Annotated in this window: 10 protein-coding genes; 2 read left to right on the forward strand and 8 right to left on the reverse strand. The window is 44.6% G+C overall.

Annotated elements, in window-relative coordinates; translation table 11 throughout:
• Positions 1-648 precede the first annotated feature (648 nt).
• The gene (locus ACFQZI_RS20090) at positions 649-1,104 is read right to left on the reverse strand and encodes a deoxycytidylate deaminase (RefSeq protein WP_377145703.1); all 456 of its coding nucleotides are present in this window, start codon (positions 1,102-1,104) and stop codon (positions 649-651) included.
• A gap of 87 nt (positions 1,105-1,191) precedes the next feature.
• Entirely contained in the window at positions 1,192-2,802 is a 1,611-nt protein-coding gene (locus ACFQZI_RS20095) for an MFS transporter (RefSeq protein WP_377145705.1), read from the reverse strand.
• A 191-nt stretch (positions 2,803-2,993) separates the two neighbouring features.
• Between ACFQZI_RS20095 and ACFQZI_RS20100 the strand changes: the two genes are divergently transcribed.
• The gene (locus ACFQZI_RS20100; RefSeq protein WP_377145707.1) at positions 2,994-3,650 is read left to right on the forward strand and encodes a LysE family translocator; all 657 of its coding nucleotides are present in this window, start codon (positions 2,994-2,996) and stop codon (positions 3,648-3,650) included.
• A 346-nt stretch (positions 3,651-3,996) separates the two neighbouring features.
• Here the strand turns inward: ACFQZI_RS20100 and ACFQZI_RS20105 are convergent, their stop codons facing one another.
• Complete coding sequence (locus tag ACFQZI_RS20105) at positions 3,997-5,904, reverse strand: class II glutamine amidotransferase (protein WP_377145709.1); 1,908 nt, start codon at positions 5,902-5,904, stop codon at positions 3,997-3,999.
• 497 nt (positions 5,905-6,401) lie between these two features.
• Between ACFQZI_RS20105 and ACFQZI_RS20110 the strand changes: the two genes are divergently transcribed.
• Entirely contained in the window at positions 6,402-7,190 is a 789-nt protein-coding gene (locus tag ACFQZI_RS20110; RefSeq protein WP_377145711.1) for a carbon-nitrogen hydrolase family protein, read from the forward strand.
• A gap of 79 nt (positions 7,191-7,269) precedes the next feature.
• Here the strand turns inward: ACFQZI_RS20110 and ACFQZI_RS20115 are convergent, their stop codons facing one another.
• The 5 genes from ACFQZI_RS20115 to tnpA form a co-directional block, all read right to left on the reverse strand.
• Positions 7,270-9,240, reverse strand: coding sequence for an amidohydrolase family protein (locus ACFQZI_RS20115; RefSeq protein ID WP_377145713.1), 1,971 nt, complete (start codon positions 9,238-9,240; stop codon positions 7,270-7,272).
• A gap of 116 nt (positions 9,241-9,356) precedes the next feature.
• On the reverse strand, positions 9,357-10,661 hold the full coding sequence (locus tag ACFQZI_RS20120; protein ID WP_377145715.1) for an ammonium transporter: 1,305 nt from the start codon (positions 10,659-10,661) through the stop codon (positions 9,357-9,359).
• 76 nt (positions 10,662-10,737) lie between these two features.
• Positions 10,738-12,252: an NADH-quinone oxidoreductase subunit N gene (locus ACFQZI_RS20125; RefSeq protein ID WP_377145717.1), complete on the reverse strand. Its 1,515-nt coding sequence runs from the start codon at positions 12,250-12,252 to the stop codon at positions 10,738-10,740.
• Positions 12,253-12,257: 5 nt separating this feature from the next.
• Positions 12,258-14,138: a DUF4139 domain-containing protein gene (locus ACFQZI_RS20130; RefSeq protein ID WP_377145718.1), complete on the reverse strand. Its 1,881-nt coding sequence runs from the start codon at positions 14,136-14,138 to the stop codon at positions 12,258-12,260.
• A gap of 64 nt (positions 14,139-14,202) precedes the next feature.
• Positions 14,203-14,625: an IS200/IS605 family transposase gene (gene tnpA, locus ACFQZI_RS20135; RefSeq protein ID WP_377145720.1), complete on the reverse strand. Its 423-nt coding sequence runs from the start codon at positions 14,623-14,625 to the stop codon at positions 14,203-14,205.
• Positions 14,626-14,631 lie beyond the last annotated feature (6 nt).

The following is a 14,631-nucleotide window of genomic DNA, read 5'->3' on the forward strand; positions in this document are numbered from 1 at the left end:
CAGTATCTTTCTTTGAACATGTTGATACCAACTGTTTATAACCAAACCTGCTCTCAACTCTTTTCACTTAAGTACCATACAAACATAGGAGTAACCAAAGAAAAGTCGCGACTGCGCCACCTTCTGTGAAAGTTAGTGCTGCTGCAATGGCTGTACCACCCAAATGTGACAAGGTCGCATTTTGAGGTGTCATTCCGTCCGTTTTTTGGTCTAAACCTGAATTTCAAGAATTTTCAGAATTGTTTTTAACGAGCGGTGGCTCAAACGTCAAAGGGGGCGGGCCGGGAGTTGGCGGGAATGCCGGTTTAGCCAGTGCTCATAAAAAGTAGCGATGGGTTTAAAACCCATCGCTAAGAGTAAATTCTGAAAATTTGGTTTCAACAAGAGGGCCTGATGAACCGAACGTCAGCTCTCTTATTGCGGCCTTAGCGCGTTGCGGATAGTACTGACATTGCCTTAGCACATCCTTTAACAGCGACGCGGTTAAGCCGCGTGTTTTTTCTTTTGGTACTTTTCTTTTTTGCGACAAAAAAGAAAAGTACATCCACTAACGATTCATATACCCACCATTATTCCTAATGAAAAACTAATCGGCAACATTTCCTCCTAAAGATTGCTTAGTACCTTTCATCAAGAACACCCCTTTTCTTATTGCCCGCTAAACTGCTCAGCCTTTACACCAAACCTGTTTAAAAAATCAACCCCTTCATCGCTGGTAAGGCCTTTGTATTGGGCATACGATTTATCGAAGTAAACGTGTTTGATGCCGGCAGAAAAGATAAGCCTTGCACATGGCAGGCATGGCGATAGCGTGGTGTATAACGTAGCCCCTTCCAGATTGGCACCATTCTTCACAGCGTATAATATGGCGTTCTCCTCGGCATGCAAGGCAAGCGAGCAGCTCCCTTTAGAATCGCGGGCGCAACCTGTTTGGGGCCATTCCTCGTCGCAGTTATGGGTACCCGCTGGTGGACCGTTATAGCCTATAGAAATTATACGTGTGTCCTTAGCTAAAACGGCACCGACCTGGGCCTTTACGCAGTGCGAGCGTTGGGCCAGGTCGGTTGCCAAATTCATGAAAATATGTTCGAAACTGGGTTTCATGTTAGTAAATTAGAGATTGGAGATCAGAGATTAGTTGCTCGACTATATAAACCTAATCTCAAATCAACTAACCTCCGGTCACTAATATTAATGTCCTCCGCCTGCTTCCAGGTTGTCTACATCTATACCCTGTTTTTTAAGGATAGCGCCTGCTTTGAACGCGAAGAATGCAAGGTAAGCGAAACCTACAACCGGAATAATATATGATTTATGGATACCGATGCCATCGGCAAGAATACCTTGTACCGGAGGAATGATAGAACCACCCAGGATCATCATAATTAAAAACGCCGACCCCTGGCTGGTGTATTTACCCAAGCCGGTTACCGACAACGAGAAAATTGATGGCCACATAATAGAACAGCATAAACCACCCGCTGTAAACGCGAAAATGGCTACCATACCGGTAGATACTAAGCCGATGACCATGAAGATAGCACCAAGTATACCAAACAATGCCAGTGTGCGTACCGGTTTTTGGTTACCAATTAAGAAACCGATCACCAAAATAGCCACACAACCCGCGTAAGGGTAAAGCATGCTAACGTCGGTACCGCTGATGCGGTTCACTAATAACACCACACCAAAGGCTACAAACGGAACAACAACAGTAAGGATAAATTTAGTGGTTTTTGAAAGGTTGAAAGCTGCGATGGCACCTGTCCAGCGGCCTATCATTAAACTGCCCCAGTAAAGCGAAATAAACGGCGCTACCTGGTCTGTAGTGAAGTTACCAAAGGTTGGCGTTTCTAATAACGACCCCATGTTACTTTGGATAGTTACCTCAACACCTACATAAGTGAAGATAGCCAACATACCGTAAACCAACTGCGGAAACTGCATGGCGCCCCAACCCTGGCTGCCCTTACCTGCTGCCGATGATGTACCTATAAGGGTAAACAGGATAATAGCTAAAGATGCGTAAACAAGGTATTGTTTATCTACACCTGTGGCTTGTGCAAGTGGTGTAGCTGCTAAAATAAGCAGGAATGCTACAAATATAATGGCAAGCGGTGTATTTGCTTTGTTGCTGGGCTCTATTTTCTCATCGCTGGTTACGCTTGGTAACTTAGATACCCAAAAGAACAACGCCACTGCCAGGAACAAACCCGCCAGTATCATATATAAAGTATTTACCGAGGCTATCTTTACTTCAGATGCAGGGATCTTGGCAGACGCCGAACCGAACAGTACAAAACCAACAATAACCGGCCCCCAGATACTACCGAAGTTGTTTACACCACCCGCGAAGTTTAAGCGGTGGGTACCGGTTTCGGGGCTACCTAAAGCAACCACAAACGGGTTTGCCGCGGTTTGCTGTAACGAGAAACCTAATGCTATTACAAAGAAGGTGAATAATATAAACGCGAACGACCCCGAGTTAATAGCCGGGATCATGATCAACGCACCAACAGCCGAAATTAAAAGGCCGTAAATGATACCGTTCTTGTATCCAATTTTGTTAAGAATATCAACCTTAGATGCAGCCGAAGCAAAATACAATATTAACGACCCGATGAAATAGCCACCGTAAAATGTAAAATCGATCAGTTGAGATTCAAATTGTGTTAAGCTAAAGTGCGCTTTACAAAAAGGGATGAAGATACCATTAGAGGCTGCTAAAAAGCCCCAAAAGAAAAACACGGTAATGATGGTGTATAATGCCGAACCATTACTCTTAGAGTTGTCTTGTGCCATTGTTTATTTAAAGGTTAATACTTATTGGTGTGTTTAAAACACTAAACATAAATCAAATTTTATAATTATGGCTATAAATTCTTCAAAATTTAAATTACAATTTTATAATACCGTTGTTTAAAAGATAAATTTGCATCTTAGTGACCTGATTTTTTTACCTGTAAAAGAAACAGGATATATAAGCCTATATAATGATAGAAGCCATTATTTCGGGAATTGGATTTGGATTAGTGCTCACGTTTATAACAGGCCCGGTCTTTTTTGCTTTAATAAAAACCAGTATTGAAAAAGGCTTTCACGCGGGTTTATCACTTGCCCTGGGCGTAGTAACCAGCGATATGGTTTTTGTGGGCGCCATCCTTTTTGGTTCGCAATATTTTGATATTACCGCGCACGATAAAACCATAGCAGGCATTGTTGGTAGCATCATCCTCTTTACTATCGGTATTTACTACATTTTTAAAAAAGCAGATGTTAACTACAACAGCACCATACCTAAAAAAATAAACCACGCGGGCTATTTCTTAAAAGGCTTTGTGATGTGCATTTTTAACCCAACCGTGCTGCTGCATTGGACGGTAGTGATAGGCGTTGCCAGCACCCAGTTCCACGCGGGTATTCATAACCGGATGCTAAAGATTGCGGTAATGTTCCTCACCATTCTTATTATTCAATTTGGATTGGATGCTGTAAAAGCTTTTTACGCCAATAAGCTCCGCGAAAAGATCTCCCCCAAATTTGTACACCGACTAAACGAGGTGGCCGGCATTGCTCTCATTATCGCGTCATTGGTTTTGATAGACAGGCTGGTAACACACTTTATATTTTCGGCACCGGCGGTTAGTTAAGCCAAAGTCTCCCTGAAGGAGAAGTTCTTGAAGCGCAATTAATTATACTCGCGGAAATTGCATCTCGCCCATTTTACTCAACCGGTCATTGCTTCGCTTGACCAGCCTCTCTCCGCTACGCGGAAAGAAGGAATCTATCTTTACCCCCTCTCCTTCGGAGAGGGCCGGGGTGAGGCCTCTTAACCCTCTTTGCGAAGCAGAGAGGGTCGCGCACGTAGTGCCGCAGGGTGAGTAAATTGTACGCCTGACTCTTCATTGTAGAAAATCACATATAATTACAGGAAACTAAAAAAGGCGAAAAGTATAAATACCTTCCGCCTTTTACCTTTAAGCTTTCGCCTAAAAATTACATATACGCCCTTTGGTTATTACCTTCCATCCAGTTAACAAAGGCGCGGTTTACAACTTTATTACCGCCCGGGGTTGGGTAATCGCCGCTGAAGTACCAGTCGCCAAGATGACCGGGGCAGGCTATGTGCAGATTATCGAGTGTTTGATATAGCACCTGTACTTCGGCAGTAATATTCTTAGGAGTAATGATCTTCGCGATGCGGTCAGAAATTTCCTGATCGGTAAACGGCGCGTAGATGGCCTTTACGTAGTTCTCTACTTCCTCTTTAGGCAGCTTAGAGCTATCCTTACACTTCTGGTAAACCTCTACAATGATGTTTTCTTTACCCTGCTCTTTTAACAGGCTTATCGCAGCTTCAAAAGCCACAAACTCGCCCATGCGCGACATATCAATACCGTAACAATCAGGGTAACGGATCTGCGGGGCAGACGATACTACAACAACCTTTTTAGGGCCAAGGCGGTCTAATATCTTCAGGATGCTTTGCTTTAAGGTAGTGCCACGTACAATAGAGTCATCCAACACCACCAAAGTATCGGCATCTTTTTTAATCAGGCCGTAGGTGGTATCGTAAACGTGGGCAACCATTTCGCTGCGGTCGGCATCCTGCGTTATGAACGTGCGGAGCTTAACATCTTTAATAGCTATCTTTTCTACACGTGGGGCAAGCGCCAAAACCTCTGTTAACTCTTCTTCGCTAATTTTATCTTCGCGGTTCAGGAGCCTGTCGCGCTGGTATTTTTTAATGTATTTGTGTACACCCTCTACCATGCCATAAAAAGCCACTTCGGCGGTATTTGGTATGTAAGAGAATACGGTGTTCTTCACGTCATTGTTAACGGCATCCAATATCTGCGGACAAAGCAACCGGCCCAGCTGTTTACGCTCGCGGTAAATAGCCGCGTCGCTGCCACGAGAGAAATAGATACGCTCGAACGAACATGATTTATTCTCCAGCGGTTCGCTAAACATGCTCTCCGTTATCTTGCCGTCTTTTTTAACAATAAGGGCATGTCCGGGTTTTATCTCGTTAATAGCCTCAAACGGGATGTTAAAGGCCGTCATAATTGCGGGGCGCTCAGATGCGGCAACCACTATCTCGTCGTTATAGTAATAGTATGCCGGGCGGATGCCTACCGGGTCGCGCATTACAAACGCGTCGCCGTGGCCAAGTATACCTGCTATGGTGTAACCACCATCCCAGTTCTTAGCGCTCTTGCGTAGTATCTTGGCAACATCCATATCGTTGGCGATCAGCTTACTAATTTCAGCGTTATCGTCAAGCCCTTCGCGTTTGTATTGGTCAAACAGGCCTTGTACCTCAGTATCAATAAAATGGCCTATTTTCTCCAATACGGTAACGGTATCGGCTTTCTCTTTAGGGTGCTGGCCAAGTTCGTAAAGCTGCTGCAGCAATTCATCAACATTGGTCATGTTAAAGTTACCGGCAATAACCAGGTTACGCGTCATCCAGTTGTTTTGGCGCAAAAACGGGTGACAGTTCTCTATACTGTTTTTACCGTGTGTACCATAACGCAAATGGCCCAACAACACTTCGCCGGTAAAGCTTACGTGCTCTTTGAGCCATTCGGTATCAGCCATCTTCTCGGGCGATTCCTTCTGTATCTCAGCAAACTTTTTCTGGATATATTCGAATATATCAGCAACGGCGTTACTCGCCATCGACCGGTGCCTGCTTATATACCGCTTGCCAGGCTCAATATCCAGTTTAATAGTAGCAACGCCCGCGCCATCTTGCCCGCGGTTATGCTGTTTTTCCATTAAAAGGTAAAGCTTGTTCAATCCATACAGGGCAGTCCCGTACTTTTTCTGATAAAAAGAGAGTGGCTTTAAAAGGCGGATAAATGCCACACCGCATTCATGTTTAATCTGATCGCTCATGATTGGGAATGAGCCTGCAAAGGTAAAATTTTATCTTATATACTGTTTAAACAATATGTCATTAGTTGGTATTTTTTGTGCAACACCCAAACCCTCTCCAAAGGAGATGTTTGCGAAGAAATTTCCTCACCCTGTATACTGCGTAGAGAGGGTCGCACAGGTAGTGCCGCGGGTTGAGTAAACCATCATGTTCGGAAGTTGACTCACCCCCCCTGCCCCCTCTCTGCTGCGCAAAGAGGGGGTGTTTGTTTCCCTAACCCTTACCCACCCTCTATACGCAGTAGAGAGGGTCGCGCAAGCAGTGCCGCGGGGTGAGTAATCCATCAGGAAACGTTCGGAAGTTTACTCACCCCTCTCTGGAGTGCAAAGAGGGGGGTGAGCAATTTTTACATTTCTTCCTTACCCTCTTTCCACTTGTGGAGAGAGGGTCGACCAGCGAAGCGATGTCGGGGTGAGTAAATTACCAAGCGACGAATATTCTCCTTAAATTTACGTACATGAAAATCGCCCTTGCCTCCCCTACTTTCCCCAAATCCATTGCCGATGGCTTAGCCAAAACATTAAAGATGGCAAAAGAAGCCGCAAATAAAGGAGCCATCATCATTTGCTTCCCCGAAACTTTTATTCCCGGCTACCCGCTGGCTGACGTAAAAGTGCCCAAAGCCTCGCCTCAAGAATTGCAGGTTGCATTGGATAAACTTCGCCAGATAGCCGCCGAAAACAACATCGCCATTATTATGCCCATGGATTGGTACGATGATGGCAAATTCCTGAACGTTGCCCACGTTATATCTGCCGAAGGGAAGGTGTTGGGCTACCAAAGCAAAAACCAGCTGGACCCAAGTGAAGATACTACCTGGCAACCGGGAACAGACCGCAGCGTATTTGAGGTTGGCGGATTGAAATTTGGCATAACCATTTGCCATGAAGGTTTCCGCTACCCCGAGTCGGTACGCTGGGCAGCACGCGGGGGCGCGAACATTGTGTTCCACCCACACCTAAGTGGCAGCGATGTAAGCGGAGTAAAACTCACCGAATGGGGCAACATCAATAGCCCATATTACGAAAAAGCCATGATGATGCGGGCGCTGGAAAACACCATTTACTTTGCCAGCGTGGGTTACACCATGCAATACCAGAAAGCAGCTACCTCCCTCATAGCGCCAGACGGCAAGTGCATTGCCTATCAGCAATATGGTGAAGAGTGCATTATTGTAGCAGATATTGACCCTGCTAAAGCAACCGGGTTATTGGCAAGAAGGTTTAAACCGGAGTTATATAAATAATCAGTTGTTATGGTGAGCCTGTCGAACCATCAGCCATCGTTTAAATCTTCGATAAGCTCAGACTAACATGAGGGGTAGATTATTTACTAAACCCGACCATTTTATGCAACACACTGGGGTCGTAAACTTTACCCGCTTTTATCACCATTTTAACATTACGTACATTGCTAATGTTGGTTAACGGGTTGCCATCTAAGATGATCAGATCGGCATTTTTGCCCGTGCTAATGGAGCCGGTTTGCTTGCCAAGACCCATCACTTGCGCGGGGGTAATAGTAGCCGTTTTAAGTGCCTGTGCCGGGGTTAGGCCTGCTTCTACATAAAGTTCCAACTCCCTATCCACGCTAAAGCCGGGGAAACCCATATCCGTACCTGCTACAATGGGCACACCGTCGTCATACAGTTTTTTAACGATCACCTTCATACTTTTCAGCATTGGTGCAACACGCGCTACCGTGGCCGAGTCCTCGCCGTAAGTCCTGAACTGAGTTTGCAGCATTGGGGGTAGCGTATTAAAGGCCGGCTCTAATTTGGTAATGTCATCTTTAACATTGCGCAGAGCCAGTTCGTATACGCCTATAGTTGGGTCTATAACGGTACGATGGTCTTTAATAAACTTAAGGGCGGCTATGCTGGTACTATCCTCAAAGTTAACAGAGCGGTCTTTGTTTCTCTTCAAGATGCTGTACACATATTGCATGTGGTTAACCATGTTCATACCCGAGTCCACTCCTGCCTGCAGCGTCATTCCGTTGGGGATGTGGCCGGTTACCGTAAAGCCTATCTTATGCGCTTCATCGCAAATAACTTTTAAAATGGCCGGCTTAACTGAGCTGTAGACTTTTATTTGGTCGAACCCGCGTGCTTTATAAGTATCAACAGCTTTTATCGCCTCCTCCTTAGTATGAACCTGTATAATACCTAACGACATCGGGCCCTTGCCATCAATGATACCGGCCATCAGTATTTTAGGGCCAATACCTTTGCCGCTATCGATAGCTTTTTGGATGCCATCAATAAAACCAAGCTCATTACCGCAATCGCGCACGGTAGTTACGCCCGCCGCCAAATAAGCCGGGCCCCATTCGGTTTGTTCAAAGTGGGCGTGCATATCCCATAAGCCGGGCATAATTGTTTTACCGCTGGCATCAATAACTTTCGCGCCTGCAGGGATAACGGTACCAGCTTTAGCAATACTGCTGATCTTACCATTCTTTAATATGATCACCCCATTCGGTACGGTTGTGCCGTTAATAACATCTACAATAGAACCTCCTTTGATAGCAATAATGCCCGAACCTCCTTTTTGCACCGGGGAAACCTTTGCAAAGGTTTCCATCCCGTAACCGGCTGCACGTTTGATCAACTCGGGTAACAAGGTTTCGTATTGCTCGCGCATCATTTCTGTTTTGTCGCCTTCAGCATCAATGGTGAGAATGCAGATCAGTTTTCCTTTTGTATCCGTCCAAACCAGTTCATTCCCCCAGATTAGTCCGCTAATAGTATGGCGTATAAAACTAATGGGCTTGCCGTTAAAAGTTAGGTTATCAACGCCCGTCTTTTTTATTTGTAGCGAGCCAAAAGGCAGGGTTTGGATAGTGGCAGGCTGCTTTTTATTATTCCAGTATTGCAGCAATAATTGTTGAACCGTTGCAGGCGAATAACCCGTTACCGGGAAAGCAATAGGACCAATATTTTTGGTGAACGTGGAATCGCTTACGCGAATGTTAGCGGTTCCTCCTTTTATATGAATAGAATCGCTGATGGTAGAAAATCTGGAGGTATTACCCTTTACAACCAAATCTATCGGGTCGCCCACGGGGTTTAGCTTAATAGTAGCTTTCAAAGGTACGGGGCTGCCCCTATCCACAAATTTGAAATCAATCAGATATTTCTTCTGATCCTTATAATTATAAACCTTGTAAGTTTCCTTACCGATGTGTTGTTGAAATTTATGCAACAAAAACACGCCGCTATCAGCAGGTGCTTCCTGCGCTTTTGTTTGAGTGATGGCAATAGAAAGCAAGGCGCAGAAAAAAAAATTCTTCATAATGATGTGATTGGGTTGATCAAATATAAAAGAAAAAGCCCTTCGAAAAGAAGGGCTTAACATCATTCAGAACGCTGTATTCATGTTTTTTAGTTTTTATCTAATTGTTTTCCTGCCTACAACTTCTCCCCGTGCTGGCTAATATCCAAACCTACTATTTCATCTTCGGCAGATACGCGCAGCGGCGAGATCATGTCGGTTACTTTAAGCAATATCACCGAGCCGAAGAACGAGAAGATGGAAGTAGCTACTAATGCCAGTAACTGAATCAGGAACAAATGGGTATGGCCAAAGAAAAGCCCGTCGGTAGATACTCCGGCGTTTACATTATGGTTGGCAAATACACCTGTTAGCAGCATACCTACCATACCGCCTACACCATGGCAGGGGAACACGTCCAACGTATCATCAATACTGGTGCGGGTGCGCCATTCTACCACCAGGTTACTCACTACGGCAGATATAATACCGATGGCCAGCGAGTGCGGCACGCTAACAAAGCCGGCTGCCGGGGTAATGGCTACCAAACCTACTACAGCACCAATACAGGTACCCATAGCCGATGGCTTGCGGCCACGCAGCATATCAAAAAATATCCAGGTTACGCCACCCGCTGCAGATGCGGTTGTACTTGTAGCCAATGCAATTACCGCCAAATGGTTAGCGCCAAATGCCGAGCCGGCGTTAAAACCAAACCAGCCAAACCATAATAAACCGGTACCTATCATTACATAAGTGATACGCGCGGGCGAATGGTTGGCTTCGTTACGGCGTTTAAGGAACAGTGCCGATGCAAGGGCCGCCCATCCTGCCGACATGTGTACTACCGTACCTCCGGCAAAATCCAGCACGCCTAATTTAGCTAACACACCATCCGGGTGCCAGGTGGCATGTGCCAGCGGCGAAAAGATAAATATGGAGAACAGCACCAGAAATATGATGTAAGAGTTAAAACGGATGCGCTCGGCAAAAGCACCTGTTATCAGCGCCGGGGTAATTATGGCGAACTTTAACTGGTACATAGCAAATAATAGTAATGGGATTGTTGGCGCTGCTTTCCAACTGGCGTTTCCCAGCATACCCTTCATCATAAAAAAGGTTGATGGATTTCCAATGATGCCGCCAATGCTATCGCCAAAGGCCAAACTGAAACCAAATATGCCCCAAAGCACCGTAATGATCACCATACACACAATGCTTTGCAGCATGGTAGATATTACATTCTTTTTATTTACCATTCCGCCGTAAAAAAAGGCAAGTCCGGGGGTCATGATCAAAACAAGGGCGGTAGACATTAACATCCAGGCAATATCACCCGTGTCAAAGTTAGATTTCACTGTTTTATCGTATTCTACGGATGGGAAAATAAACGTAAGCGATAAAATAACAAGAATGATAAGGAAAGGAAAGTAGCGTTTCATATTAAATTAAAAACCATTTTTTAAAACGGCCTCAATTTATACAATTTTGGTAGACTTTTTATAAAAAATGAAACAATTATAAGATATTTATCAATTTATCGGGGATTAGGCCGAATATTATTAGCAATAACGCAATCAGAGAAGAAAAAACTATGAGTTTTCTGGAATGCAAAATTTCATTTGGGATAATTTCGGTGCGTTTTAAAAATAAATTCAATGGGATTTTGATATAATAGAATAAACCTACCACCGTAGTAACCGCGCCGGTAATTAACATGGCTAAAAGCCAAACGTCATGCGTTTGCTGGTAAACACCATATACTGCCGAAAACACCACAACCTTACCCGTAAAACCCGCGCTAATGGGAATGCCTGTTAGGGATATTAATACCACAACAAACGCTACAGATGCCAGCGGATACTTAAATCCAAGTCCCTTATAATCGCTTATGTTGGTAATGCCTTCGTTATTTTCAAAGTAGTTGGCCAACATCAGCGCGGCAATATTTGCCAGGCCATAAACCAGCAAGTAGTAAGTTAGCGCGCTAAGGCCCTGCCCGCTAAAGGTAACAACGGCCATTAAAGCAAAGCCCGTGTGCCCTATGCCCGAATAAGCCAGCATCCGTTTTACACTATTTTGCCATACGGCTGCAAAGTTACCCACCACCATGGTTAAGATACCTACCACCGATAGTACCAGCCTGAAATTTAGTCCTGACCAGTTAATATACATCCCGCTTGAGGTGATGAACGGCGTAATAAAATTCACCAGCAAGGCAAAACCCGCTATTTTTGGCAGGCTAGACAGGTAGGCCGTTACCGGTGTAGCCGCTCCCTCGTAAACATCGGGCACGTAAAAATGCGCCGGCACCAGCGACAGCTTAAACCCGATACCTAATAATATCAGCGTAAGCGCGAATGATACGCTTAGATGGTTAACCTGTATGAGCCCCTCCTGCATCTCGCGCGAAAAAATATCCAGCGTGCCGCAAAAAGCGTAGATCATGGAGATGCCGTATAGCATCACCGCTGAGGCTGCCGCGCCAAACAGCACGTATTTCAAACCAGCCTCGGTGCTTTTAGCATTATCGGTACGGTAAGCTACTAACAAGTACGATGCAAGCGAAACCATTTCAATAGCCAGGTAAACCGACAGCAGGTTTACCGCCATGGCCATTAAATGCAGGCCCAAAACCGAGCCGATGACGATAGTATACAGATCTGATAACCCTTTTTTATGCGATGCCAGTTTCTTGTCCCACGCGAAATAGAACAATAACATCAGCGCCAGCACATCTATGATCAGTTTAAAAACGATGCCGGTGTGATGCAGCAACAGCATCCCGCCAAAAAAACGGGCTGTGTCGGTTGCATTGAGGCTCAATTTTTGGCTGATGACCTGCACAATGACGATCATCATCCCTCCTGTTGCTACCGCCCGGCACAACATTGCCGACCGCTTACCAAATAGAAGATCTGTTACCAGCACCAAAATAAACAAGGCGGTTAAATACAGCTCTGGCACAAAAAAGCGCAGGCCGCGTAATACATCGTTTAACTGGGTTGTAATTTCCGGTAACAGATCCTTCATTTATTTTATTGTACTATAACTAACTGGTTTTTTGGGTATTTAACCTGGTATTTTAAATGCAATTGTTTCTCGTCCATTGGTTTCAGGTTTTGGCTCCACGATAGTTTACCGCTAAGCTTATCCATCTGCGCGCCGCTAACGTCCTGGGTTTCTACCTCAATAGCGGAGTTTTGCGACACCGGTACCTGGTCTTCCACCAATAAATTTACGGGCTGGCTTTTGCGGTTCTTCACTGTTATAAGCCAGTCGCGGGTCTCTTTTTTGTTAGAACCAAAGCCTTGTTTCCCGGTCAAATCTTTTTGCAAGGTACGGGTTACCACAATATTTTTATCCGTCCCTAACGATAAATTTAAGGTATCGGTAGTAGCATGCGTATCTATCAGCGATTTACCAATGAAAGTTCCCTCAAAAAACAGGTTGGCCTCGCCCGATAAAAAGTTGTATTTGTTCCAGTCGGTAATGCGTGCGGTCAGGAAAACGTCGGTGCTAAGCTTAGGCGCAACAAAGTATTGGTAAGTGGCATCGGTACTCACCTCGTTTATCTCAACCGTGTAGGGTTTGCCATCGCTCGGTATAGTATATTGGTTAGCAATGTTAAACTCTACGTTGGTTTGGTTCTCTACCTGCTGCACCTCAACCGGGGTGGATTGTAAACCAGAAGTTTTACTTTTTAGGGCTCGCGGAACACTATTGTATTCGTAATTTGAATCCTTATCAGAAGAACCATACCCCATCACCACAACCTCATTTAATGCATTAACTGATGGCTTTAAGCTAATATTAAGCACGGGCTGAGCGGCTGTGCGCTCAGCTTTTTCAAAACCAACAAAACTATATTCCAGAACAGCGCTACTATTGGGTACCTGGATAGAATAATTCCCGTTAACATCAGTTTGTGCCCCAATGGATGTTCCTTTAACCCTTATTGATACGCCGGGCAAAGGTGAACGATCGTCCTGACCAGTCACTTGTCCGGTTACCTTGGTGATAGCTGATTGCTGACCGGCGTAGTACATGCCGTACGTTAAAAAGTAAGGCGTTAATTCGGGTTTGCCACCACTAATGGTTGGGTTGCCGGTTGAGAGGGTAAGCTTTACATTTTTCCAGTCTTCGCCGCTTTGCTGGGTAACGTTGGCTTTGTAAGCGATACTGATAGGGCTATTTACATTTTTGGCCCTGATATCATATGTAGGGAACCAATTGGCATTATTCACCAGATAAGTAAGCGTAAATTGTGATTGCGCCGCAATCTTTGATGATACCGTCACCAGTATATTACTTGTAGCATCCGTTACACCTTTGCTTTTACGAATGTCGGCAATTTGTTTGTCGTAGCGTTGTAGTTCTGTATTAACAGCGGCAATATCGTTATTGATAACCTGCTCTTTCTTTTTATTATCGGTAAGGCGGGCGGTCTGGAAATCGAGCGCCTGCTTCAGTTTAAGCACATCAAGGCTGGCATTTTGCCCGGTAATGGTTTGGTTTTTCACCAACATATTATATTCTTCCTGGTTAATAACCAGCGATGCGTTGAGCAGCGACAATTTATCGCGCAGGACTTTTTGTTGTGACTGTAGTTGCTCTACTTGTTTTTGTTTTTGCTGCAGGTTAAGATAGTTCATCTCGTGCTTTACCGACAGGATGGTAAAATCGCCCGCGGCACGCACCTGGATGCTTTGCACATCGATATTTGGCGAAATATCTTCAAAAACAAGTGTACTTGTGCCGGGGACAATACTTACCGGTGATGTGCGGGTTACTTGCGCCCCATTCAAAAACAAAGTAACCTTTTGAACTTTTGAGGCGATCTTTTGTGAATCATCGGCATTAGCTGCACGCGTAAGGCTGATGAAAAGGCAGGTAATAAATAATAACTTTTTAGCCATGATATTTAATTTTACCTGTATGATGCGCAAGCCTCAAGTTTTCCATAAACCGGCATAGAAATATTTAAAATTTATTTATGGATTCTTTTATTACTTGTAATTCATCCTTAAAACCCTTATCCCGGTGATGTTTTACCTGGTTAAATATGTAATTACGGACTTTCTTTAAGCTATCAGGACTTACCGAAAACACTGCAAACCCATCTTGCCACGTGATATACTTTCCGGGTTGGTCTTTAAAATACTCCCACGAATTACCTTTGATAGTTTTTACAACCTCCGCTATTGATTGGTCGGTTTTTAACCTTACTAATAAATGTATATGGTCATCAACGCCATTAATGCAGTCAATGTATATTTCATAGTCTGTGGCTATTGTTCTAATGACCCGAAAAAGCTCTTTCCTTAGCTCGGGGTTCAGGATCGGTTCACGATTTTTTGTGGACCAAACCAAGTGTACCCAAACGGCAGAATAACTATGTGGCATGTGTAT

Origin of the sequence: Mucilaginibacter lutimaris, from assembly GCF_042676625.1 — a bacterium.
GTDB classification, from domain to species: Bacteria; Bacteroidota; Bacteroidia; order Sphingobacteriales; family Sphingobacteriaceae; genus Mucilaginibacter; species Mucilaginibacter lutimaris.

What these genes read in the sequence shown, in the direction of transcription:
- ACFQZI_RS20090 (WP_377145703.1), bottom strand. Translation starts at nt 1,104, where the DNA reads ATGAAACCCAGTTTCGAACATATTTTCATGAATTTGGCAACCGACCTG.
- ACFQZI_RS20095 (WP_377145705.1), bottom strand. Translation starts at nt 2,802, where the DNA reads ATGGCACAAGACAACTCTAAGAGTAATGGTTCGGCATTATACACCATC.
- ACFQZI_RS20100 (WP_377145707.1), top strand. Translation starts at nt 2,994, where the DNA reads ATGATAGAAGCCATTATTTCGGGAATTGGATTTGGATTAGTGCTCACG.
- ACFQZI_RS20105 (WP_377145709.1), bottom strand. Translation starts at nt 5,904, where the DNA reads ATGAGCGATCAGATTAAACATGAATGCGGTGTGGCATTTATCCGCCTT.
- ACFQZI_RS20110 (WP_377145711.1), top strand. Translation starts at nt 6,402, where the DNA reads ATGAAAATCGCCCTTGCCTCCCCTACTTTCCCCAAATCCATTGCCGAT.
- ACFQZI_RS20115 (WP_377145713.1), bottom strand. Translation starts at nt 9,240, where the DNA reads ATGAAGAATTTTTTTTTCTGCGCCTTGCTTTCTATTGCCATCACTCAA.
- ACFQZI_RS20120 (WP_377145715.1), bottom strand. Translation starts at nt 10,661, where the DNA reads ATGAAACGCTACTTTCCTTTCCTTATCATTCTTGTTATTTTATCGCTT.
- ACFQZI_RS20125 (WP_377145717.1), bottom strand. Translation starts at nt 12,252, where the DNA reads ATGAAGGATCTGTTACCGGAAATTACAACCCAGTTAAACGATGTATTA.
- ACFQZI_RS20130 (WP_377145718.1), bottom strand. Translation starts at nt 14,138, where the DNA reads ATGGCTAAAAAGTTATTATTTATTACCTGCCTTTTCATCAGCCTTACG.
- tnpA (WP_377145720.1), bottom strand. Translation starts at nt 14,625, where the DNA reads ATGCCACATAGTTATTCTGCCGTTTGGGTACACTTGGTTTGGTCCACA.